Genomic DNA, 22,809 nt, shown 5'->3' on the forward strand with positions numbered 1-22,809 from the left:
CGGCACACGGGGCCATGAGAACGGTGCAAGAGTGGCCAAATCCCTACATCCGCCCGCGTGATGGCAGGCGGAAACGCACCAGGCGCACTACACCCGGTGCGTACCGCGCGCCCTCAGTCCATCCGGCGTGCGCTGCCCAACAATCCGGTCTCGGCGTCCGTCGCCTGCGTCATCACGAACTGCCGGTCCCGCGGGGTGCACCAGAGCGTCACCCCGTCGGAGAGCGTCGACAGCGCCTCCGTCTCGACGCGCGGCAGGCTCATGATCCGGCCGATCTGCGCCGCCTCGTCCGGCGACACCCGCTGAAGGCCGACGAGTGCCGACTTCTCCATCAGACGCGGTGCCACCGGGCTGAGGTAGGGCAGGAGCGTCAGCACCGACTGCCACGGCGCCGACACCACACGCCCGCGTGGCGGCCGCATCCCGCAGTCCCGCACCACGATCACCGGGCTGCCGGCGGAGGCGCCCTGGGGCGGCACCCGTCCCACGTCGTGCAGCGTGACGCAGGGAGTGCCCCCGCCCGCCGCTTGCGCGAGCCCGGTCCAGGCATGCGCCCGGCCCGTCTCCACGGCGATACGCGCACCGGTCGCGGCGGCCCGCAGCACCAGCACCTGCGCCGTCCACAGGCCACCGATCAGCGTGATGTCGTACGGAGTGGGCCGGTTGACGCCGAGAACGGCGGGCCGGTTCCCCGCGTCCACGCCGATCACCACGCCGTCGTCCCCGACCGGCAGGGCCAGCGCCTCCAACTGGTCCACGGAGAGCGCGTGGCGCTCACGGCGGGGCCCGATCAGCCCGAAACCGATCCGTGGCCTGCCCCGGCCCCTGACCGGCTCCCGCATCATCGCGGGCATCGAAGCCGGAGCGAGGCCCCCTGCCGGAGCCGGAGCCGGCCCGGAAGCCGCTCCCGGAGCCGCCGGCACCGGAGCGGGCCCACGCACCGGCGCGGGCCCGGTGGTCGGTACGGACATCAGCGAGTACCCCCGAGCGGAAGAGTGGCGAGCATCGCGGGCACCTGCTCGCGGTCCAGACGCACCAGCCCGGTCTTCACCCCGCGGGCCGCGCGCTCCAGTTCATGACGGGCGGTCACCAGCTCCTCGTCGCTGCGCCCCGTGATCCGTACGTGTCCGCTGACCGTCACCCCCTGCCGCTCACCGCGCCCCAGCGTGAGGCTGAAGGTCGTCGCGAGCGCCGGGATCGAGGTCAGCAGCGCGACGAGCTGCGGCATCGGCGCCCCGCCACCGAGCTCCGGCCAGCGGGCCACCCAGTACGAGGTGTGCCTGCGGTCGTCGCAGCGCCACGTACGCGACGTCTCCAACGTCCGCCGCACCGGTGTCTCCGTACGCCCCGCCTGCGCGATGGCCAGCGGGTTGGCGCACGAAGAGACGGCTATCGCCGCGGTCAGCTCCTGCTCGGTCAGCACCGAAGCCCGGAATCCCGCGCCCGCCAGCCGGCTGGAGAGCTGGTCCGCGGCGCGCACCACACACTTCTGTGCGCCCCGCAGACCGCCGCCCCGTGCCGCCACCGCTTCCGGGCAGAGCTCGGGGTCGAGCTTGAGCGCTATCCACGTGATCCGTACGGCGGGGGAGCCGGTCAGGGCCTGCAACGGCGCGTAGTTGCGGGCCGCCACCGACTGCTCCGGCAGGTGCGGGGCGGGCGCGGGCTGCGTGTGCTGCACGATCTGGGCGGACTCCAGCCGTACGTCGTCCACGTCGAGAGCGTCCCGTACGAGACGGACGGGGAGCGGCCTGGCGGCGCGGTCGGGCCGCAGCGCCGTGGCGTCCGACTCGACCTGTAGCACCACCGTCAGGAACGTGCCGTCACCGATCAGCCCGATCGGGCGCCGGTCACGGTCGCTGTACACGTACGTGCGCAGCGCGGGGTCGCACTCCACGGCGGGCGCCAGCCCCGGCTCCGTACCGGCGGGAATCACCAGGGAGGCGGCCCTGCGCGTGCGGGCGCGCAGTGCGAGAACCGTCGCGAGCCAGTCGGGCAGCGCACGCCGGTGCCTGCGGACCAGGGCCAGCAGCACCAGCAGCGTGGCGAGCACACCGCCCGGGACCAGCAACAGGGGGCTGATGACCCACGCCACCAGCAGCACGGCCGCGGCCAGCTCGATCAGTACCAGTTGTTGCATTCGGAACGGTCCGAAATGCCCTGGCCGCGCCTTCCGTCCGGGCGTCGCCTGGCCTGGGGAGGCGGCGGCGGACGGCGCGGTCGCGGCAGGCCGCGTCTGCGTCGCTGAAGCCATGATGGAGAAACCCCCCAATTCGTCCCGATCACCCTGGCCGACCAGGGTGTTGGCAGCTGGATCACCCTACCCGCCCCACCATCACGCCCGGCCTACAGGCATAGTAGGGGGCCGGTCCGACACTCAGGCAGGGCCCGGGGGCCATGCCGACGTGCCCTGTCCCCGGGAGGAGACCGAGCCTTTTTCATCGATGGGGACTCATGGCATCACGGCGGGATGAGCTCAACGCGTACACCTTCGCGAAGAAGCGCACGGTGGCCGCATTTCTCCAACCCTCGGCCACCAGCACGGAGGAAGGCGCGCCCAGACCGTTGCGCGCCGTCGTCCCCGGACTGATCGCCGGCGCGCTCATCCTGGCGGGGTTCGGGGCCTGGGGGATGTTCAAGCCCACCGCGCCCAAGGACTGGGCGGAGCCGAATACCAAGGTGATCGTCGGAAAGGACTCCACCACCCGCTACGTGGTATTGAGCACCGGTGAGGGGAAGCAGAAGGAGACGCTCCTCCACCCCGTGCTGAACCTCGCGTCGGCCCGGCTCCTGCTCACTCCGAAGCAGTTCGCGGTCATCCAGGTGCCCGACAAGATCCTGGACGCGGGCAAGCCCCCGCGCGGCCCCGTACTGGGCATTCCGTACGCGCCCGACCGGCTGCCGGGCGAGAAGGACGCGGGCGAGCCCAAGCGCTGGGCCGTCTGTGAGCAGCCGGGCGCCGGCAAGGGCGGCAGTGTCCAGAAGGCCGCGTTCCTCTTCGCCGAACGCGATCTCGGGAGGACGGAGGGCGGACAGCGGCTGACGGGCGCGCAGGTGCTGTACGTCAAGGGCCAGAAGGGCGACCGCTATCTCGTCGACGCCGACGGTACGAAGTACCTGGTGCGCGACAAGCCGAGCGACAACCTCACCCGGGCGCTCGTCGGCGACCGGGAGCCGCAGTCCGTCACCGACGACTGGCTGGACACCCTGCACACCGGCAGCCCCGTCGACTTCCCCGAGGTCCCCGGCGAGGTCGCCTCCGGCGCGGGGGTCGGAGGCGGACTCACCGCGGAGCAGGACCGGGTGGGGAAGGTGCTGCTCGCCCAGACCGGCGCGGGGCCGCAGCACTACGTCGTCCTCCAGGGCAAGGTCCAGCCGGTGTCGGAGTTCACCGCCTGGCTGCTGATCAACTCCCCGCAGACCGGCGACCTGGAGATGGGCGGCGAGGCCGACACCGTGGACGCCCAGTCCCTCACGCCGGACACGGAGACCTTCGGCGCGGAGAACCGCTGGCCCGAACGGCGCACCACCCAGGTCAACACGGAGGGCGGCGAAGGCGCCCGCGACACGGTGTGCAGCGTGCTGCGCTCCGTCGACGACAAGGGCCGCGCGACGCTCTCCACCTGGGCCGGCGCGGCGTACCCCGCGGACATCACCGCCGGAGGAACGAGCACCTACGTCACCCCCGGCAGCGGGCTGCTCTACACGCAGGTGCGGGGACGGCAGACCAACCCCGACGGTTCGCTCTTCCTGGTGACGGACACCGGGCTGCGGTACGCGGTCCAGGCGAACGGCGACAGCGACGCGGCGCGGTCGGACATCGGCGCGGGGGAGCGGCAGGAGCAGCAGGACGGCCGCCCCGAGCCCAGCGAGGCCCAGATAAGGCTCGGCTACGAGAAGGTCACTCCGGCCCTGGTCCCGATCGCCTGGTCGGAGTTCCTGTCGAAGGGGCCGCGCCTCGACACCAACAGCGCGCGTCAGCCGCAGGGCTCGTGAGGGGGGACCGGGAGCTGATGGCTGCGATGCCTCACGTACGCGCGAAAACCGTCCTGGCCGCCGCCGGGGCGGCCCTGACGGCGCTCACGGCGCTGACCGGGTTCCGGCCCGCCCCCGCCGCGGAAGGGCCCGGTACGGGGCGCGGGGAAGCCTCCTGGAACTTCGGGATAAACGGCAGCGGCGAATGCTCCTTCCCCATGAAGCAGCAGATCGCGGGCACCCCCTGGCCGCTCCAGCGCGTGATACTCGACGAACTGTGGGCGGACACCAAGGGCGAGGGGGTGAGCGTCGCGGTCATCGACACCGGGGTCGACAACACCAACCGGCAGCTGAGGAAGGCCGTCGACACCTCCGCGGGAACCGAGTTCCTGGCCAAGGAGATGGAGAAGGGCAAGGACGGCGACGGTACGGACGACAAGGTCGGCCACGGCACCAAGGTCGCCGGGATCATCGCCGCGCGCCCTCGTAAGGGCACCGGATTCGTCGGACTGGCTCCCGAGGCCACCATCATCCCGATCCGCCAGAACGACGAGAAGAACAGCGGCCAGGACACCACCATGGCCAAGGCGATCGACCACGCCATCGCCCAGAAGGCCGACGTCATCAACATCTCCCAGGACACCACGAAGCCGCTGACGGAGAACTCCGACCTGGGCCGCGCCGTACGCCGCGCCCTCGACAACGACATAGTCGTCGTCGCCTCGGCGGGCAACGACGGTGTCGACGGACGGCGCAAGAACACCTACCCCGCCGCTTTCGACGGCGTTCTCGCCGTCGCCGCCTCCGACCGCAACAACGAGCGCGCGCCGTTCTCCCAGTCCGGGACCTTCGTGGGGGTGGCGGCGCCCGGCGTGGACATCGTCTCCACCGTCCCCGGCAACGGCCAGTGCGTCGACAACGGGACGAGCTTCTCCGCCCCGTACGTCGCGGGCGTCGCAGCGCTGCTGCGCGCCAAGCACCCGAAGTGGAAGGCGCACCAGATCGTCGCGCAGATCGAGCAGACCGCCGAACGCAGCGTCAACGGCCATGACGACTTCGTCGGTTGGGGTGTCGTCGACCCGGTCCGTGCGCTCACCGAGGACGACCGCGCGCCCGAGTCCCCGCGCCCCGACCCGGGCCCGCCCAAGCCGCCCGCACCGGAACCCGCGCATCTCGCCCTCTCCGAGACACCCCAGGAACGCTCGGAGCGGTACGCCACGTACGCCCTGGGGATCGGTGGCGTGCTGGTCGCGGTCGTCGCGGGCTCGGCCACCGTGCTGCGGGACCTGCGGCGCCGCGACGCACGGCGCGGGGCCTCGCGCCGGCGTGCATGAGCGCACCGCGGAGGGCAGTCGAGACCGCCGTGCGCTGTGCAATGAGCTCCGGCGAATTCCGGTGAGTGAAGTCGATCTCTCTCCCGAAACCGGTGTTGGGGCCGGGAGGGGATATGGCTAGAGTGACCATGGCTTCACGAGTGCGATGAGGTCCATGGGGTCGACGGGGGTCATGGGGGACCTGACATGGCGGGGGACATGCGGGACGGCGGAGAGGATTCCCGCCGCCCGGACAGTGACGCGTACCGTCCCGTCCCACCGGAAAGCCATCCCCACCCATTGCTTCCCCCTCTTCTGAGACACGGGGGCAAGCGCGACGTACGTACGGGGCCGTCCGGGGAACACACACGGCCGGTTCCGGCGGCGCGCGCGAAGAGAAGAAGCCCGGCGGCGACCGCGTGTGCCGGGCTGGGAACCGATAGATAGGACTCCGGATGAGCAGCCCCACAGGTGGGTTCGGACTTTCTGACGACCCGGTCGTCCAGGCGAAGAACAAGATCACGGAGACCAAGGAGCAGGTCTCCAAGCAGGCCCGGGAACTGGCCGACATCATCGCGACGGTCAGTGCCGGGTGGACGGGTGTCGGTGCCTCCGGCTTCGTCTCGGCCCAGGTGATGATCAACGAGGACCACGACTCGATCCTCCGTCTGCTCACCGTCCTGGAGAACGCGGTCGGTCAGACGAAGAACCTGAGCAACGAGCAGGACGACGACGTGCGCGCCCAGTTCGCCGCCGCCAGGACCGAGGCCAACCAGAACACCTCGGGCCTCAACAACATCTGACACGACCGACCCGTTCGCGGCCCCAGGGCCCACCGATCACACTTCGAGCTTCGAGGAGAACAGCATGGCCGGCACAGATCCGGGGACCCGGGTTCGGTACGAGAGCGTCCAGGAGATGGCCAACCGCATCCGGACGGTGTCGAAGAACATCGTCCAGGACCTCCAGGAGATGGACCAGGCGCTCAAGGTCGTCACCGACACGTGGGACGGTGAGGCGCACCGGGAGTACGAGGCCCTCCAGCGCAAGTACAAGGGCAACGCCACGCACATGAAGGACCAGCTGGAGAAGGTCGCCAAGCTCATCGAGGGCGGCAAGGACGGCTACCGCGCCACGGACAAGAAGGCGTCGCAGTACTTCACCGAGGCGTACTGACCCGGCACCACCGACCGGCCCGCGCCGGGGAACACGGGAGGGGCACGCACCGTACGTACCGGGCGTGCCCCTCAGCCGTGTCCTCCGGCGCTACCGCGGATCCCCGCTCACTTCAGGTCGAACTCGCCGTCCCTGGCCCCGAGTACGAACGCCCGCCACTCGGCCTCGGTGTACCGCAGCACGGTGTCGTGATCCATGGACGACCGCATCGCGACGGCCCCGCCCGGGAGATACGCGATCTCCACCCGCTCCTCGTCCGGACTCGTGCCGGGAGCGCCCTGCCACTCCACGCCACTGATGTCCAGCGCGTACAGCTCGTCCTTCTCCTGCTGAGTACCCATCAGGGGCCTCCCCTTCTTCATCACGGTACGGAGTTGCAGACCAAAGTATCCGTAGTCGACGCCGTCCCTCGCCCCGGATCGCGCGGCTCGTCCCTCCCGCCACGGACGCGGAACGTCAGGAGGCGAGATCCAGAAGCCTGGCCACCGTGGATCTGATGGCCCCTCCCAGGGTGAGGTTGGCTCTGTTGACGCCGGTGAAGACAACGGCGATGGAGATGTCGGCGGGCTCGGCCGGTCCGCTCACCTCGAAGACCTGACGCCTTCCGCTCCCGCGCCCCTTTCGGGAGACCGCGACGCGCACTCCCTCCCGAGCCAGGACGTAGCTTCTCCCGCCCCTGCCGGCCGTGCAGGTGTACGCGTGTCCGCCATGGGCGAGCCGCAGCGAACGCCCCTTCTTCGTCAGGGCCCACCGCCTCCTGCTCAGCGGGACGGGCGTGGTGCCCACGCGCAATTCCATGAGGGACAGGGACGGGCGGCTCCCGTCCGCGAATCCCTCGAACGAAGACCCGGGTATACGTTCACCGTCCACCCCGACGCAGGCCCGGGTGTTCTGGCGTCTCATGGGGTAGGTCACCGTCACGGTGCCGAAAACCTCCGACGTGCCGCGCCAGCCGTACTGACGGGTGCTGCGATGGCCTTGCTGCGTCTCCCACGATTCAAGGGTGAACGACATGCTGTCTGTTGTTCTCATGAACCTTCCGATACGGAGCGGGAGCCCCTCTGCGCGGGCCGGAACGTCGTCATGAGCAGTCGAGGGCCTCGCGTGCGGCCCTGCCGAAGAGGTCGCTCAGTTCCTTCTCGGACGGGAATCCCGTCGCCGCGCGCTCCTTCGGGTCCCAGGGGTAATCGGCGTTGTCCAGAAGGAAATATGTCTCCTTGCCCCCGCAGACGGCTTTTTCGACCCGCCTGTCCTTGAGCGAAACGGACAGTTCCGGATCTTTGACTACGGCCAGTCTGGTGAACGGGCCGTTCCGTTCGTCTCCCGTGAACGAGAGGTCGCAGAACCACGCACTGTCGAAGGAGCCGGAAGTCCGCTCCTGTACGGACTGGCCCTTCGGCCCGGTGACCTTGGCGAGCCGGAATCCGGGCAGCGAGCACACATCGGCGGTGTCCGTCGCGGAGACGGCGGAGGCGGGGAGCACATCGCCCGGCGCCTCCCCGGGGTTCGAGCGGCAGTCCGCCCCGGCGGTCAGTGACGCCGCGGCCGACGCGAGGAGCCGCGCCAGGCCGGCCGGCTCCGCCGTCCCGTTCCACACGCGGGCCCGCAGCACCGGCCTGCTCGCCGGGGCTGCCGAGTCGGCGAGGGCCGCGCAGGACGAGGGCAGCAGGAGCCAGCCGCCGCGCTCGCCCGTCGTCCCGGACGAGGCGCCGGAGATGATGTCTCCGCTCCCGGACATCGCCCAGGTGCCCCGCTCGAAGGGGAACGCGCTGCTCTCCGGCTCGACGTCCAGAGAGAACTGCACATCGCTGGTGCCCGGTCCCACGGCCGTCCGCTCGACCGTGCAACTCCGGTCCTGTTCCGCATCCTTGTCACTCAGCCGCCCCGCTCCTGGGAAGGCGCGGCGGACGTCGTCGGCCGACAGCCGGCCGCGGCAGAGTTCCCCCGGGCCGAAGGTATTGGTGTTGAACGTGAGGAACAGTCCACCGACAAGGGCGAGAACAGCCAGAACGGCGGCTGCCGACCACTTCGCGCGTCGGGAGCGCGGCACACGTACGGGCACGGAACGTCATTCCCATCCGAGGTTGACCGCGGCATCGCCACGGGAGCTGGAATAGGACTGCTTGGCTTCTCGTCGCATGGCCTGCCATGCCTCCCAGTTCGGATCCTTTTTGCTGTTGTTCTCGTCCATGACGTCCACACCGCGCTCGCGGGCAAAGCTGTCGATCATGCTGTACGTGCCGCCGACCCCGGCCGTGTAGTGCTCGGAATTCTTCTCCTGAGCCACCGAAGAGGCTGCTGAGCTGACATCCTTCGACCACTCGTACGTCGCCGCATCGACAAGCCGCTGTGCGGTATCGCCGAATACGGGAAGTCCCGTCACGGGTGCGCCGATGGCGTGATAGGAGTACCGTGCCTGGTCGTTCACCGCGGCTATCTTGTCGTCCCGCTCGTCCAGGATCACATCGGAGCCGATCGAGTTCATCGCGCCCAGTACGGATCCCATGTCGCTCGCCGGGTTCTTCCAGGCCTCATGGCCTTCCCCACCGGCCTGCGGTGCTTGGGAAAGCTGTTCCATCGCATACGTACGCTGCGTGTCGTACAGGAGCGCGTAGGTCTGGTCGTCCGAAGACACCCCGCGCATGACGCGCATGAGACTGTCTTTCCCAACGGTGATACCGGCCTCGCCGTCGCCGGATTTCCAGATGCTGTCCATCCCTTCGGGGCTGCCGTACTTCGTACCCTTCTCCGCCAGAATATTGTGATTGTCCTGCGCGTAGTCGGCGAGTGCCCGTCCAAGATTCTTCTGCAGATTCTGGTGGACGGATTCGCCGCCGGCCTTGTCGTCGAGAGTGTTGATCGTTTCCTGCATCACCCTGGCCTGGGCGGCGGTGTGCGGCCCCGGTTCGCCACCCGACTGACCCTCCCGGAGCGGAGGGTGGCCGGTGGTGGCCGCTTCCAGCGCGGCGCCCAGCCCCATCCGGCTCGTCGGGTCGTCGAGTGTCGTCACCGAATAGCCCGTGATCACATTCTTCGGCCACTCGCGGGCATCGTCCCCGCTGCCCGCCAGGTATTTCAGGTGATTGTTGGCGACGTGGTTCTCGCCGGTGCCGTTGCCATCGGGATCGAAGAAGGCGGTGGCGGCATCCGGGTTCTTGCTCATGACCTTGAGCAGCCCGTCGACGGCGTCGGTGTTCACTCCGTCGTGACCCCGGCCCCACTTGGTGAATATGCCCGAGTTGTCCTTCTCGGCCGCAATGAGGTCATCGCCCAGTGCGTACAGGAACTGGTCGTCGTACGGGGTGTCCGCGTGATCCATCATGTCCACGAACAACTGGTATCCGTAGAGCGGTTCCGTGTTCGAACCGAAGTTCTTCGTCCCTGATTTGTCGAGACCTTCCGTGAACTCCCGGTAGAACTTTCCGTCGGGACTCGCCACCCAGTCCTGATATTTCTTCGAGCCGGGCGGGGAATCCGCCACGCTTCCCGGCACCCGGGTCGCCCCGGCCACCGTATTGGCCAGGCCCTTCTGGATGTCCTGGAACCGGTCGCGGTCGAACTTCTTGTCCTTGTCGTGCGCGAAATCGTTCAGCCGGTCGTTGAGCTTGATGACACCTTCGGGGCCCAGGCCGTTGAGGAAGTTCTGGTTGAACGCCTTGTTGTCGGCGTTGTCGCGGAACGACCTCTGGAATTCGGCCCACTCCGCCGCGGAGACCTTCTCGCCGTTGTTGATCCGCGTGGCGATCTCTTTCTGGCTCTCCGCCTCGTACAGTTCGATGTCGCCCTTGGCGTGCGCGTTGAATCCGGTGCCGAGCGTTTCGTCGTTCTTGTCGCCGATGGTGTCCAGGACCACCGCTTCCAGAGCCAGCCTGACGCCCTTGTCCGCGTCGTCGACCGCCTTGACACAGTCGTCGATGCGCCTCGCCCAGGACTGTTCGACCGAACGGGCGTCCGGGTCGTGCTGGACGGCGCTGCGCTCCGAGTCGGTCAGCTTCGCGTAGTCGTACGAGACCGCCCCGTACTCGGAGACCTTCATGCCGGCCTTGACGGCGTCGTCCCGGGCCGACTGGACCCGCTTCTTGAGCTCCACGAATTGTTCATGGGCGTCGCGGAGCAGGCTCGCTATCGCCTTGGCCTGCGTCTGGGCCGCCGCGTACTCGTAGCGGGTCGCCGCGAAGTTGGTGTGGGCCGTGGTCGCGCTGACGCCGAGCCAGTTCGGGCCCATGGTGACCGACTGGACGCTGTCCTCGTACCGTCCCTCGACCTTCTTGAACTCGCCGGCCATGTCGTCCCACTTGCCCGCGGCAGTGGTCAGCAGTGCGAAGTCGGTGGTCATGACGTCTTCGTACGTGAGCATGCTCTCTTGCGCTCTCCTCGTGAGGAACCGGGGTGCCGATCTGCATACCGGTCGTGCCTGTGTCGGTGTGCGAACCGGCGTCCTACAGCCCGTTGAGCCCGGATTTGGACTGCTGGAAGGTTCCGTGCGTGTCGAGGTCGTTGCGGGCGAAGAGCCCGCCCGCGCCCCGGAGCGCGCCCTTCTCCACGGACAGCCGCCCCATCAGGGTCTTCACCTGGCCCTCCCACGTCTTCTGCACCGTCTTCAGGCCCTTTGCCGTGTCCCAGCCGGCGAAGCCCTTGACCGCGTCTCCCGACGCTTCGTCCGCCCAGTCACCCGCCTTCTTGGTGCTGGGTTCCAGGTCCCTCTCGATGTCGTTCGCCGCGGTCTTCTTCTGCGCGGGTGTCGAGGCGACGTCTCCCTGACTCGACGCCGCCCCGCCGGCGTCGGCACTGTTCAGCCGCATGTCCGTCGAGCGGCTCTTCGCGGCGTCGGAGCGCAGTCGGCCCCATTCCTCGTCAAATCCCATGGTGTCTCTCCCCGTTGTGACTTCGGTTCAGGCGCGCGCCCGGCGCGCGCCCAGCTCATGCGCCGCACACACGCTCACGCGCCTCACACACTCATGCGCCGCACACGCTCACGCGCCTCACACGCCCGGCAGCCGGCCCGTCTGCACCAGCGGATTGCCGCGCCGCCGCGACGCGAAGTAGCCGCGGCCCGGCGGCATCGGGGTGGCCCGTACGCGGCCGATCAGGTCGCCCTCCGACGGATCGCCCGACAGGACCACGCCCTGGGCGCCCAGTTCCAGCACGCGCTGCATGAACGGCTCGTACAGGGCGCGGGAGGCGCCCGCGGCGTTCCGCGCGATGATGAAGCGGACCCCGGTGTCGCGGGCGAAGGGCAGATATTCGGCCAGGGGGGCCAGCGGGTTCCCCGAGTTGGTCGCCACCAGGTCGTAGTCGTCGATGATGATGAAGATCTGCGGCCCGGTCCACCAGCTCCTGTCCCTGAGCTGCTGCGGCGTGACGTCCGTCGGGGGCTGGCGGCGCGAGAAGACGCCGCCCAGCGCCTCCATGTGCATCTGCAGGGATGAGGCCATCGGCGCGTACTCCAGCAGATGCTGCTCCGACAGCGCCCCCAGCAGCGTCCGCCGGTAGTCGCCGACCACGAACTTCGCCTGGTCGGGCGTGTACCTCTCGGCGAGCTGCTTCGCGATCAGCCGCAGCAGGTTGGTCTTGCCGGACTCGCTCTCGCCGAAGACCAGGAAGAACGGGTCGGTCTCGAAATCGACGAACACCGGCTCCAGATTGGTCTCGTCGATCGCGACCGCGATGCCGGACTGCGGGAACTCGAACCCCTTCGGCAACCGGTCGGCGGGGAGCTTGCGCGGCAGCAGCCGCACCGTCGGGGCCGCCGGGCCCGCCCAGTGCGTCCGCGCCGCCCGTACGAACGACGCCGTACCCTCCGAGAGGTCCGCCGCGTCGCTCACCCCGTCGACCCGCGGCAGCCCGCTCATGAAGTGCAGCTTCTGCGGCACCTGCCCGCGGCCCGGCACCCCCTGCGGGACGTTCGCCGCGACCTTGCGGTCGAACTCGGAGTCCATGACATCGCCGAGCCGCAGCTCCAGCCGGCCGAGCATCTGGTCCTTGAGCGCCGCCCGCACCTCCATGTAGCGCGCGGCGGTGGCCACCACGTGGACGCCGTAGCCGAGACCGCGCGCGGCGATGTCGGAGATGATCGGCTCCAGCATGTCGTAGTCGTTCCTGAAGCCGCCCCAGCCGTCGATGACCAGGAAGACATCGCCCCACGCCTCGCCGGGCAGCTCGCCCGCCGCCCGCTTGCGCCGGAACGTGGCGATCGAGTCGATACCGTTCGCGCGGAAGAACTCCTCGCGCCGGTTGAGCACGCCCAGCACCTCCGCGACGGTGCGCCGCACCCGCTCCGGATCCAGCCGCGAGGCGACCCCGCCCACATGCGGCAGATCCGCCAGCGCGGAGAGCCCGCCACCGCCGAAGTCCAGCGCGTAGAACTGCACCTCCCGCGGCGTGTGGGTGAGCGCGAACGACGAGATCAGCGTGCGCATCAGCGTCGACTTGCCGGACTGCGGACCGCCCACCACCAGCATGTGACCGGCCGCCCCGGAGAAGTCCCGGTAGAGCACCTCACGGCGCTGCTCGAAAGGCTTGTCGATCAGACCGAGCGGCACGGTCAGCCCGCCGGGACGCGAGTACTCCGTCGCGTTCAGCCCGCGCGCCTCCGTCACCGCGATCCCCGGCAGCAACTGGTCCAGCGTCGGCGCCTCGTCCAGCGGCGGCAGCCACACCTGGTGCGCCGGCACCCCCTGACCGTCCAGCCGGCGCACGATGACGTCGAGCACCGTGTCCGCCAGCGCGTCGTCCTCCGACGCCGGTACGAACACCGCCGCCGGGTCCGGCGCCGCGTAGACCACCGGCACCGGCGCCGCCGTGAACAGCACGGGCCGCCGCTCGACGGGAAGCTGCCCCACCGACAGGTCCGGCCCGCCCGTGCGGTACGTACCCGAGACGTACGCCGCCTTGAACCGCGTCATCTCGTCCGTACCGAACTTCAGATACCCCGAGCCCGGCACCGACGGCAGGTGGTACGCGTCCGGCACCCCCAGTGCGGTACGGGACTCCGCGGCCGAGAAGGTGCGCAGACCGATGCGGTACGAGAGATACGTGTCGAGACCGCGCAGCTTGCCCTCCTCCAGGCGCTGCGAGGCCAGCAGCAGATGCACGCCCAGCGAACGGCCGATCCGGCCGATCTGGATGAACATGTCGATGAAGTCGGGCTTCGCCGTCAACAGCTCGGAGAACTCGTCGATGACGAGGACCAGCGAGGCCAGCGGCTCCAGCGCGGCGCCCGCCGCCCGCGCCTTCTCGTAGTCATGGATGTTGGCGTAGTTGCCGGCCGAACGCAGCAGCTCCTGACGGCGCTGCAGCTCACCGCGGATCGCGTCCCCCATGCGGTCCACCAGCGTCAAGTCGTCCGCCAGGTTGGTGATGACCGCCGCCACGTGCGGCATCTGCGACATCCCCGCGAACGTGGCACCTCCTTTGAAGTCGGCGAGAACGAAGTTCAGCGTCTCCGAGGAGTGCGTGACCGCCAGCCCCAGCACCAGCGTGCGCAGCAGCTCCGACTTCCCCGACCCCGTCGCGCCGACACACAGCCCGTGCGGCCCCATGCCCTCCTGCGCGGCCTCCTTCAGGTCCAGCATCACCGGACCGCCGTCCTCACCGACCCCGATCGGCACCCGCAGCCGCTCCGCTGTCGAACGGGGCCGCCACGTACGGGCCACGTCCACGGCGCCCGCGTCGCCCAGGCCGAGCAGATCGGTGAAGTCCAGGTTGGCCAGCAGCGGTTCGTCGTCGTCGCCCCCGCCCGTGCGCAACGGGGCGAGCTGGCGGGCCAGCGCCTCCGCCGCGGGCAGCGAGATCCCGTCGGGCATCCCCTCGTACGCCACGCCCCCGCCGGACTCCAGCCGCAGCCGCCCGGGCCGTACGACCACCGAGAGGCCGCCCCGCGGCTCGTCCAGCTCCCCGGGCACCACCTCGACGATCGTCACGCCCTGGACGCCCTCGGCGGCCGCGAAGAGCGAGTCCGGCGGCACCATCCCGCCGTCGAGCACGACGACCACATGCGGCTGGTCGAGCACCGGCGACGCGTCCCTGCCGAACCGCCCCCGCCCCTCCAGCCGGCTCCGCAGCAGCTCTTCGAGCTCCCCGAGGTCATCGCCGAACAGCCGCTTCGTACCGGCCCCGTCGATCTGCCCGGGCACCTGCGTGTGGGGCAGCCACTTCGTCCACTCCCAGCGCCCCGCCGCGCCCGGCGACACCACCACCGCGACCATCAGGTCCTCGCAGGAGTGCAGCGTCACCAGCTGGGCGACCAGCGCCCGCGCCGCGGCCTGCGCCGACTCCTGCTCACCGGAGACCGTCACGTGGTAGAAGGCGCGCATCGACACCGCCATGGGCAGCCCGTCCAACGAGCCGTGCACCGCGAGGAACCGCTGCATCGCCCCCGCGGACAGCGGCTCCAGCTCGTCCACCGGCGCCGTGTCCGGCGCCACCAGCGGCGTCGCGAGCTGCTGCGCCCCCAAGCCGATCCGCGCCTGCCCGAAATCCTTGTCGCCGACGCGCCGTTCCCACACCCGCGACCCCTCGGCCACCACCGACCACAGCTGCTCGGGGGCGGGGTGCAGATAGAGCTGCGCGTCGCGCTGCGCGCGCGCCGTCCTGCGCACCGTACGCCGCGTCTGCGCCAGATACTTGAGATAGTCGCGCCGTACGTCGGCAATTTGCCCCTGCGTACCCCGGCGGTATCTGACGATCTGCGCGCCGATCATCGCGACCGTGGAGAACAGCATCAGAACGCCCATGATCCGCATGAACGGCGGCGCTTGGGGCGAGAAGAAGAAGACCACCGACGAGCCCATGCCGAGCACCGGCAGGATCTGCATCAGCATGCCCTCCTGCTGACCACGCGGCAGTTCGGGCGGCGCTTCCAAGGTCAGCGCATCCGAGGGCACTTCCGGAGGAAGGGAACGTGGCGGGCGTTTGACAATGATCTGGCTCACCGGCGTATCAATCCCTCAAGACGGACGGGCGATTCCGTACCGGCGCCCCCGTGGCGACGGCGTCGCTCCGCGCGACCGTGATCCTACGTGCAGCCGTACCGCACCCCTCCCGGTAGGGTGACGCGCGCACCGTGCGCAACCGCGAATCAGGGGGAACAGACACGTGAGTACGACCGCAGCGACCGGCTTCTGCCGCGTCACTGTCGTGGCGCCGGACAGCAGGATCGATGTCGCGCTCCCGGAGGACATCGCCGTCGCCGACGTCCATCCGGAGATCCTGCGGCTCACCGGCCAGACCCAGACGGCGGGCACGCCCACCGGCTACCACCTCGTACGGCGCGACGGCACCGTCCTCGACGGCGCCCGCACCCTCGCCGCGCAGCAGGTGCTCGACGGCGAGATCCTCAGCCTGCGCCCCTTCGCCGAGTCCCTGCCGCCCGCCGTCTTCGACGACGTCTCCGACGCCGTCGCCTCCGCCGTACGCCGCGACCGCCACCTCTGGAGCGACGACCTGCTGCGCGGCGCCGGCCTCGTCGGCGGAGTCCTGCTCCTCGTGCTCATGGGCTTCGTCCTGTGGTTCGCCGACCCGGTACGCCACGACATGCACGGCCTGCCCGGCATCATCGCGGGCGTCGCGGGCGTCCTGCTGACCGCCTTCGCCGGCGTACGCGGCCGGGTGTACGCGGACCGCGCCTCCGCCGTCGCCCTCGGCCTCGGCGCGCTGCCCCTGCTGCTCATCGCCGGCTCCGGCATCCTCGCCCCCGACCCGGGGCAGGGGCCCGGTCGGCTCCAGTTCCTGCTCGGGTGCGTCACCGTCCTCGTCGCGTCCGTCATCCTCGTCGCGCTCACCCCGAGCGGCGACGCGCCCTTCGTCGCCGCCACGTTCCTGGCGACCACCGGCACCCTCGCCACGTTCGTCATGATCCTCACCGAGGCCTCGGCCACCGACACCGCGGCCGTGTGCGTCCCCGTCGCCGTCGGCCTCGTCGCCTTCCTGCCCGGCCTCTCCGCGCGCTTCGCCCGCCTCCCCATCGGCTACGCCTCGCCGCGCGCCGCCGGGGACGGCGCCTCCGACGGCATGTCCGACGCGTACGACCCGGCCGGCGACCCGGACACCGCCCCCGACGCCGAGCCCGTCGACGCCGCGCGCATCGCCGCACAGGCCCGCCGCGGCCACGAGATGCTCCTCGGCCTGGTCGGCGGCTGCGCGGCGGTCGTCGTCGGCGCCGCCGCGGTCCTCGGCTTCTCGGACAGCGTCTGGGCCCAGCTCCTCGCCCTCACGGCGGGCCTGGCGACCCTGCTGCGCGCCCGCCTGTTCCGCTACACCTCCCAGGTCGTCTGCGCGCTCACCGCGGGCATCGCCGCGATCGCCCTGCTGGTCCTCGGGCTCTCCCTGAACCCGCCCGCCGACCACGTCAGGGAACTGCTGATGTACGGCGACCGCGGCGCCCTCGACATCCGTACGATCTGGCTCACCGCGAGCGTCGCCGCCGGCGCCGCCCTGATCACCGCCGTCGGCCTGATCATCCCGCGCAAGGGGCTCTCGCCGTTCTGGGGACGCCTCCTCGACCTCGCCGAGGGCGCGGTGCTGCTCTCGCTGGTCCCGCTCTGCCTCGCCGTCCTCGACGTCTTCAGCGCGGCCCGCGCGCTCACCGGCTGACCGCCGCGAACGTCCCACCCCGGGGCTGATACCCTGGGCGACGGCCGTTTGTGTATGTGACCGCTGAAGCCCCCTGGCCCGGCGGTCGGCGCGCAACGGATCTCCCGCCTCCCGAGTAACGGAAGCTCCCCAGAGTATTCGACCTGGGGCACTCGGTGGCCAAGAAACTCACGAGGAGTACGCGTGTCGCTCGACGCCGCTACGAAGAAGCAGATCATGACCGAGTTCGGCACCAAGGAAGGTGACACCGGCTCCCCCGAGGTCCAGGTCGCCATGCTGTCGCGCCGGATCTCGGACCTGACCGAGCACCTCAAGCTCCACAAGCACGACCACCACTCGCGTCGTGGCCTGCTCATCCTGGTCGGGCAGCGCCGCCGCCTGCTCCAGTACCTGGCCAAGAAGGACATCCAGCGCTTCCGCGCGCTGGTCGACCGCCTGGGCATCCGCCGCGGTGCGGCCGGCGGCGCCAAGTAGTACGCCGTGAAAGGGAGCGGTTCCCCCGTCCAGGGAACCGCTCCCTTCGCCGTATGTACGGGGTGGTACGTACCGGCCCCGGAGGCGGAGCGGGCGCCTCGCCCGGGGCGGCCGGAATGCCGTCCCGCGGCCGGGCTCAGTAACCTGGACGCACGAGCACAACCGAAGAGCACGAGCGCATGAGCGCAAACTGAAGAGGGGGAGCGACCTCCACCGCCGCCGGTCCTCGGTAGTGGCGCCCGGAAAGGCGCGGCCCATGCCGCCGCCCCGGGAGCTTCGATCGAAGACCGGCCCGCACCAAGGAGCGCTCCTCCGCCACGTCCCCTGCCACACGGGCACCGGACGAAGACGAGGAGAAATCACTAGTGGAGAACGAGACCCACTACGCCGAGGCCGTCATCGACAACGGAACCTTCGGCACCCGCACCATCCGCTTCGAGACGGGCCGGCTGGCCAAGCAGGCCGCCGGTTCCGCCGTCGCGTACCTGGACGACGACACCATGGTGCTGTCGGCCACCACCGCCTCCAAGAAGCCCAAGGACCAGCTCGACTTCTTCCCCCTCACGGTGGACGTCGAGGAGCGGCAGTACGCGGCCGGCAAGATCCCCGGCTCCTTCTTCCGCCGTGAGGGCCGGCCCTCCGAGGACGCGATCCTCACCTGCCGCCTCATCGACCGCCCGCTGCGCCCCTCCTTCAAGAAGGGCCTGCGCAACGAGATCCAGATCGTCGAGACGATCATGGCGCTCAACCCCGACCACCTGTACGACGTGGTCGCGATCAATGCCGCCTCCTGCTCCACGCAGCTCGCGGGCCTGCCCTTCTCCGGCCCGATCGGCGGCACCCGTGTCGCCCTGATCAAGGGCCAGTGGGTCGCCTTCCCGACCCACACCGAGCTGGAGGACGCCGTCTTCGACATGGTCGTCGCCGGCCGGGTCCTGGAGGACGGCGACGTCGCGATCATGATGGTCGAGGCCGAGGCCACCACGAAGACCATCCAGCTCGTCAAGGACGGCGCCGACGCGCCCACCGAAGAGGTCGTCGCCGCCGGTCTGGAAGCCGCGAAGCCCTTCATCAAGGCGCTCTGCAAGGCCCAGGCCGACCTCGCCGCCAAGGCCGCCAAGCCCACCGGCGAGTTCCCGGTCTTCCTCGACTACCAGGACGACGTCCTGGAGGCCCTCACCGCGGCCGTCCGCTCCGAGCTGGCCCAGGCGCTCACCATCGCGGGCAAGCAGGACCGCGAGGCCGAGCTGGACCGCGTCAAGGAACTGGCCGCGGAGAAGCTGCTCCCGCAGTTCGAGGGGCGCGAGAAGGAGATCTCCGGCGCCTACCGCGCGCTGACGAAGTCCCTGGTCCGCGAGCGCGTCATCAAGGACAAGGTCCGCATCGACGGCCGCGGCGTCACGGACATCCGTACGCTCGCCGCCGAGGTCGAGGCCATCCCGCGGGTGCACGGCTCCGCGCTGTTCGAGCGTGGCGAGACGCAGATCCTGGGCGTCACCACCCTCAACATGCTCCGCATGGAGCAGCAGCTCGACACCCTCTCCCCGGTGACGCGCAAGCGCTACATGCACAACTACAACTTCCCGCCGTACTCCGTCGGCGAGACCGGCCGCGTCGGCTCCCCGAAGCGCCGCGAGATCGGCCACGGCGCGCTCGCCGAGCGCGCCATCGTGCCGGTGCTGCCGACGCGCGAGGAGTTCCCGTACGCGATCCGCCAGGTCTCCGAGGCGCTGGGCTCCAACGGCTCGACGTCCATGGGCTCGGTCTGCGCCTCCACCATGTCGCTGCTGAACGCCGGTGTGCCGCTCAAGGCCCCCGTCGCCGGTATCGCCATGGGCCTGATCTCCCAGGAGATCGACGGCAAGACCCACTACGTCGCCCTCACCGACATCCTCGGTGCGGAGGACGCCTACGGCGACATGGACTTCAAGGTCGCCGGTACGAAGACGTTCGTCACCGCGCTCCAGCTCGACACCAAGCTCGACGGCATCCCCGCCTCGGTCCTGGCCGCCGCGCTGAAGCAGGCCCGCGACGCCCGCCTCCACATCCTCGACGTGATGAACGAGGCCATCGACGTCCCGGACGAGATGTCCCCGAACGCCCCGCGGATCATCACCGTCAAGATCCCCGTGGACAAGATCGGCGAGGTCATCGGCCCCAAGGGCAAGATGATCAACCAGATCCAGGAGGACACCGGCGCCGACATCACGATCGAGGACGACGGCACGATCTACATCGGTGCCGCCGACGGACCGGCCGCCGAGGCCGCCCGCGCCACGATCAACGGCATCGCCAACCCGACCATGCCGGAGGTCGGCGAGCGCTACCTGGGCACGGTCGTCAAGACGACCACCTTCGGTGCGTTCGTGTCGCTGCTCCCGGGCAAGGACGGACTGCTGCACATCTCGCAGATCCGCAAGCTCGCGGGCGGCAAGCGCGTCGAGAACGTCGAGGACGTCCTCGGAGTGGGCCAGAAGGTCCAGGTCGAGATCGCCGAGATCGACCAGCGCGGCAAGCTCTCCCTCATCCCCGTGATCGAGGGCGAGGAGTCCACCGAGTCCGAGGACGCGAAGGACGACGCTTCCCAGTGACATCCAGCTCCAGGACGACGGCCCGCACCTCCTCCGAGGCGCGGGCCGTCGCCCGTACCCAAACCCTGCTCAAGGGCGAGAACGGGATCGGCACGGTCCGCCGTACGACCCTCCCCGGCGGCCTGCGCGTGGTCACCGAAACCCTGCCGTCGGTGCGCTCCGCGACCTTCGGTATCTGGGTACAGGTCGGCTCCCGCGACGAGACGCCCGCCCTCAACGGCGCCACGCACTATCTGGAGCACCTGCTCTTCAAGGGCACGGAGCGGCGCAGCGCCCTCGACATCTCCTCCGCGATCGACGCGGTCGGCGGCGAGATGAACGCGTTCACCGCCAAGGAGTACACCTGCTACTACGCGCGGGTGCTCGACACCGACCTGCCCCTCGCCATCGACGTCGTGTGCGACATGCTCACCGGCTCGCTCATCGAGGCGGCGGACGTCGACGCCGAGCGCGGTGTCATCCTCGAAGAGATCGCGATGACCGAGGACGACCCGGGCGACTGCGTGCACGACCTGTTCGCGCAGACCATGTTCGGCGACACCCCCCTCGGGCGCCCCGTCCTCGGCACGGTGGACACCGTCAACGCCCTGGACCGCGACCGGATCACCCGCTTCTACCGGAAGCACTACGACCCGACGCGCCTCGTCGTCGCGGCGGCGGGCAACGTCGACCACGCCACGGTGGTACGCCAGGTCCGCAAGGCGTTCGACCGGGCCGGCGCGCTCTCCCGTACGGACGCCGTCCCCGTCGCGCCGCGCGACGGCAGCCGCGCCGTACGGGCCGCGGGCCGGGTCGACGTGCTGAACCGCAGGACGGAACAGGCCCATGTCGTCCTCGGCATGCCGGGCCTCTCCCGTACCGACGAGCGCCGCTGGGCCCTCGGCGTACTGAACACGGCGCTCGGCGGCGGCATGAGTTCGCGCCTCTTCCAGGAGGTACGGGAGAAGCGCGGGCTCGCCTACAGCGTCTATTCGTACACCTCGGGCTTCGCCGACTGCGGCCTCTTCGGGGTCTACGCGGGCTGCCGCCCGAGCCAGGTCCACGATGTCCTGAAGATCTGCCGCGACGAGCTGGACCGTGTCGCGGCGGACGGCCTCGCCGACGACGAGATCGGGCGCGCCGTCGGTCAGCTCTCCGGCGCCACCGTCCTCGGCCTGGAGGACACCGGCGCGCTGATGAACCGCATCGGCAAGAGCGAGCTGTGCTGGGGCGCCCAGATGTCCGTCGACGAGATGCTGACCCGGATAGCGGCGGTCACCCCCGACGAGATACGCGCGGTCGCCCGCGATGTACTGGGACAGCGTCCCTCGCTGTCCGTCATCGGACCGCTGAAGGACAAGCAGGCCGCCCGCCTCGACGAAGCGGTCTCCTGACCGGGCCGCCCGGCCGGGCCGTACCCCCGAAGGTGAAGGAAACAGAGCAATGAGCAAGCTGCGCGTGGCCGTTCTGGGCGCGAAGGGCCGTATCGGTGCCGAGGCCGTACGGGCCGTCGAAGCCGCCGAGGACCTCGAACTGGTCGCGGCCCTCGGCCGGGGCGACCGGCTGGAGAGCCTGGTGGAGGCCGGCGCCGAGGTCGTGGTGGAGCTGACCACCCCGGCCTCGGTGATGGGCAACCTCGACTTCTGCGTACGCCACGGCATCCACGCGGTCGTCGGCACCACCGGCTGGACCGACGAACGGCTCGCGCAGCTGCACACCTCGCTCGACGCCTCCCCGCGGACGGGTGTGCTGATCGCGGCGAACTTCTCCATCGGCGCGGTCCTCACCATGAAGTTCTCCGAGACGGCCGCCCGCTACTTCGAGTCCGTCGAGGTCATCGAGCTGCACCACCCGAACAAGGCCGACGCGCCGTCCGGCACGGCCACCCGTACCGCGCAGCTCATCGCCGCCGCGCGCGCCCAGGCGGGCAGCGCCCCGCAGCCCGACGCGACGGTCACCGCGCTGGACGGGGCGCGCGGCGCCGACGTCGACGGCGTGCCGGTGCACTCCGTACGGCTGCGCGGCCTGCTCGCGCACCAGGAGACCATCCTGGGCGGCGAGGGCGAGACCCTCACCATCCGCCACGACTCGCTGCACCACAGCAGCTTCATGCCGGGCATCCTGCTCGGCGTACGGCGCGTGGGGAGCACCCCGGGGCTCACCGTCGGGCTCGAACACTTCCTCGACCTGGGCTGACCGTCATGCGCGCGAAGATCACCTACTGTGTCACGGCCGCCGTCCTGGTCGTCTATTTCGTCCTGGTCGGCAGCCGCGGCGTGCTGCTCATCGAGCACGGCACGCTGCTCACCGTCACCTTCGGGGGCGCGGTGCTGATCCTGCCCGTCATCGGCGTCTGGTTCCTCTGGATGAACACCCGGTTCGTCCACCGCGCGAACCGGCTCGCGGCGGAGCTGGAGGCCGAGGGCGGGCTGCCGGTCGACGAACTGGTCCGTACGGCGGGCGGTCGCATCGACCGGGACTCGGCAGACGCCGTCTTCGCGGCGCGCCGCGCCGAGACGGAGGACGCGCCGGACGACTGGCGCTGCTGGTTCCGGCTGGCGGTCGCCTACCACGACGCCCGGGACACCCCGCGCGCCCGCAAGGCGATGCAGCGGGCCATCGCGCTCCACGACGGCAGGCCCGTCCAGGCCTGACCGCCCGCGCCCCGTACGCCGCGTATACGACGGAGCGGGGCCCGGCCACCAGTGGCC

Annotated in this window: 18 protein-coding genes; 10 read left to right on the plus strand and 8 right to left on the minus strand. The window is 70.2% G+C overall.

The features are described from left to right. Positions 1-113 precede the first annotated feature (113 nt). Positions 114-854 (minus strand): hypothetical protein, encoded by a 741-nt coding sequence (locus tag ACFTZC_RS23265; RefSeq protein ID WP_382892636.1) that lies wholly within the window; start codon positions 852-854, stop codon positions 114-116. A 116-nt stretch (positions 855-970) separates the two neighbouring features. Further along, a complete protein-coding gene (eccE, locus tag ACFTZC_RS23270) occupies positions 971-2,251 on the minus strand; it encodes a type VII secretion protein EccE (RefSeq protein ID WP_382892638.1) in 1,281 nt (426 codons plus the stop codon). Between the two features lie 200 nt (positions 2,252-2,451). Between eccE and eccB the strand changes: the two genes are divergently transcribed. From eccB to ACFTZC_RS23290, 4 genes are all read left to right on the plus strand, one after another. Continuing rightward, positions 2,452-3,993, plus strand: a complete 1,542-nt coding sequence (eccB, locus tag ACFTZC_RS23275) for a type VII secretion protein EccB (protein ID WP_382892640.1) — start codon at positions 2,452-2,454, stop codon at positions 3,991-3,993. Positions 3,994-4,019: 26 nt separating this feature from the next. Beyond that, on the plus strand, positions 4,020-5,306 hold the full coding sequence (mycP, locus tag ACFTZC_RS23280) for a type VII secretion-associated serine protease mycosin (protein ID WP_382892680.1): 1,287 nt from the start codon (positions 4,020-4,022) through the stop codon (positions 5,304-5,306). Between the two features lie 434 nt (positions 5,307-5,740). Beyond that, entirely contained in the window at positions 5,741-6,088 is a 348-nt protein-coding gene (locus ACFTZC_RS23285; RefSeq protein WP_382892642.1) for a WXG100 family type VII secretion target, read from the plus strand. Between the two features lie 64 nt (positions 6,089-6,152). Further along, entirely contained in the window at positions 6,153-6,461 is a 309-nt protein-coding gene (locus ACFTZC_RS23290) for a WXG100 family type VII secretion target (RefSeq protein ID WP_365819800.1), read from the plus strand. A gap of 107 nt (positions 6,462-6,568) precedes the next feature. Here ACFTZC_RS23290 and ACFTZC_RS23295 read toward each other — a convergent pair whose 3' ends face one another. From ACFTZC_RS23295 to eccCa, 6 genes are all read right to left on the minus strand, one after another. Then, the gene (locus ACFTZC_RS23295) at positions 6,569-6,802 is read right to left on the minus strand and encodes a DUF397 domain-containing protein (protein ID WP_329822963.1); all 234 of its coding nucleotides are present in this window, start codon (positions 6,800-6,802) and stop codon (positions 6,569-6,571) included. Positions 6,803-6,917: 115 nt separating this feature from the next. Further along, complete coding sequence (locus tag ACFTZC_RS23300; RefSeq protein WP_382892645.1) at positions 6,918-7,247, minus strand: hypothetical protein; 330 nt, start codon at positions 7,245-7,247, stop codon at positions 6,918-6,920. Between the two features lie 295 nt (positions 7,248-7,542). Next, positions 7,543-8,523, minus strand: a complete 981-nt coding sequence (locus ACFTZC_RS23305) for a hypothetical protein (protein ID WP_382892648.1) — start codon at positions 8,521-8,523, stop codon at positions 7,543-7,545. A 6-nt stretch (positions 8,524-8,529) separates the two neighbouring features. Continuing rightward, entirely contained in the window at positions 8,530-10,797 is a 2,268-nt protein-coding gene (locus ACFTZC_RS23310) for a hypothetical protein (RefSeq protein WP_382892650.1), read from the minus strand. Positions 10,798-10,900: 103 nt separating this feature from the next. Continuing rightward, entirely contained in the window at positions 10,901-11,326 is a 426-nt protein-coding gene (locus ACFTZC_RS23315; RefSeq protein ID WP_382892653.1) for a hypothetical protein, read from the minus strand. A 117-nt stretch (positions 11,327-11,443) separates the two neighbouring features. Then, positions 11,444-15,394, minus strand: a complete 3,951-nt coding sequence (gene eccCa / locus ACFTZC_RS23320) for a type VII secretion protein EccCa (RefSeq protein WP_382892655.1) — start codon at positions 15,392-15,394, stop codon at positions 11,444-11,446. A 163-nt stretch (positions 15,395-15,557) separates the two neighbouring features. Between eccCa and eccD the strand changes: the two genes are divergently transcribed. The 6 genes from eccD (at position 15,558) to ACFTZC_RS23350 (ending at position 22,752) form a co-directional block, all read left to right on the plus strand. Further along, the gene (eccD, locus tag ACFTZC_RS23325; protein WP_382892656.1) at positions 15,558-17,054 is read left to right on the plus strand and encodes a type VII secretion integral membrane protein EccD; all 1,497 of its coding nucleotides are present in this window, start codon (positions 15,558-15,560) and stop codon (positions 17,052-17,054) included. 183 nt (positions 17,055-17,237) lie between these two features. Continuing rightward, positions 17,238-17,528: a 30S ribosomal protein S15 gene (gene rpsO, locus ACFTZC_RS23330; RefSeq protein ID WP_319685150.1), complete on the plus strand. Its 291-nt coding sequence runs from the start codon at positions 17,238-17,240 to the stop codon at positions 17,526-17,528. Between the two features lie 365 nt (positions 17,529-17,893). Beyond that, a complete protein-coding gene (locus ACFTZC_RS23335) occupies positions 17,894-20,119 on the plus strand; it encodes a polyribonucleotide nucleotidyltransferase (RefSeq protein ID WP_382892659.1) in 2,226 nt (741 codons plus the stop codon). Beyond that, positions 20,116-21,492, plus strand: coding sequence for a M16 family metallopeptidase (locus ACFTZC_RS23340; protein WP_382892662.1), 1,377 nt, complete (start codon positions 20,116-20,118; stop codon positions 21,490-21,492). The genes ACFTZC_RS23335 and ACFTZC_RS23340 overlap by 4 nt, the downstream gene beginning before the upstream one ends. Before the next feature lie 49 nt (positions 21,493-21,541). Next, positions 21,542-22,294: a 4-hydroxy-tetrahydrodipicolinate reductase gene (gene dapB / locus ACFTZC_RS23345; RefSeq protein WP_382892664.1), complete on the plus strand. Its 753-nt coding sequence runs from the start codon at positions 21,542-21,544 to the stop codon at positions 22,292-22,294. Positions 22,295-22,299: 5 nt separating this feature from the next. Beyond that, positions 22,300-22,752, plus strand: a complete 453-nt coding sequence (locus ACFTZC_RS23350) for a hypothetical protein (protein ID WP_382892666.1) — start codon at positions 22,300-22,302, stop codon at positions 22,750-22,752. Positions 22,753-22,809: the final 57 nt, after the last annotated feature.

It is taken from the genome of Streptomyces sp. NPDC056987, assembly GCF_042673865.1.
GTDB lineage: Bacteria > Actinomycetota > Actinomycetes > Streptomycetales > Streptomycetaceae > Streptomyces.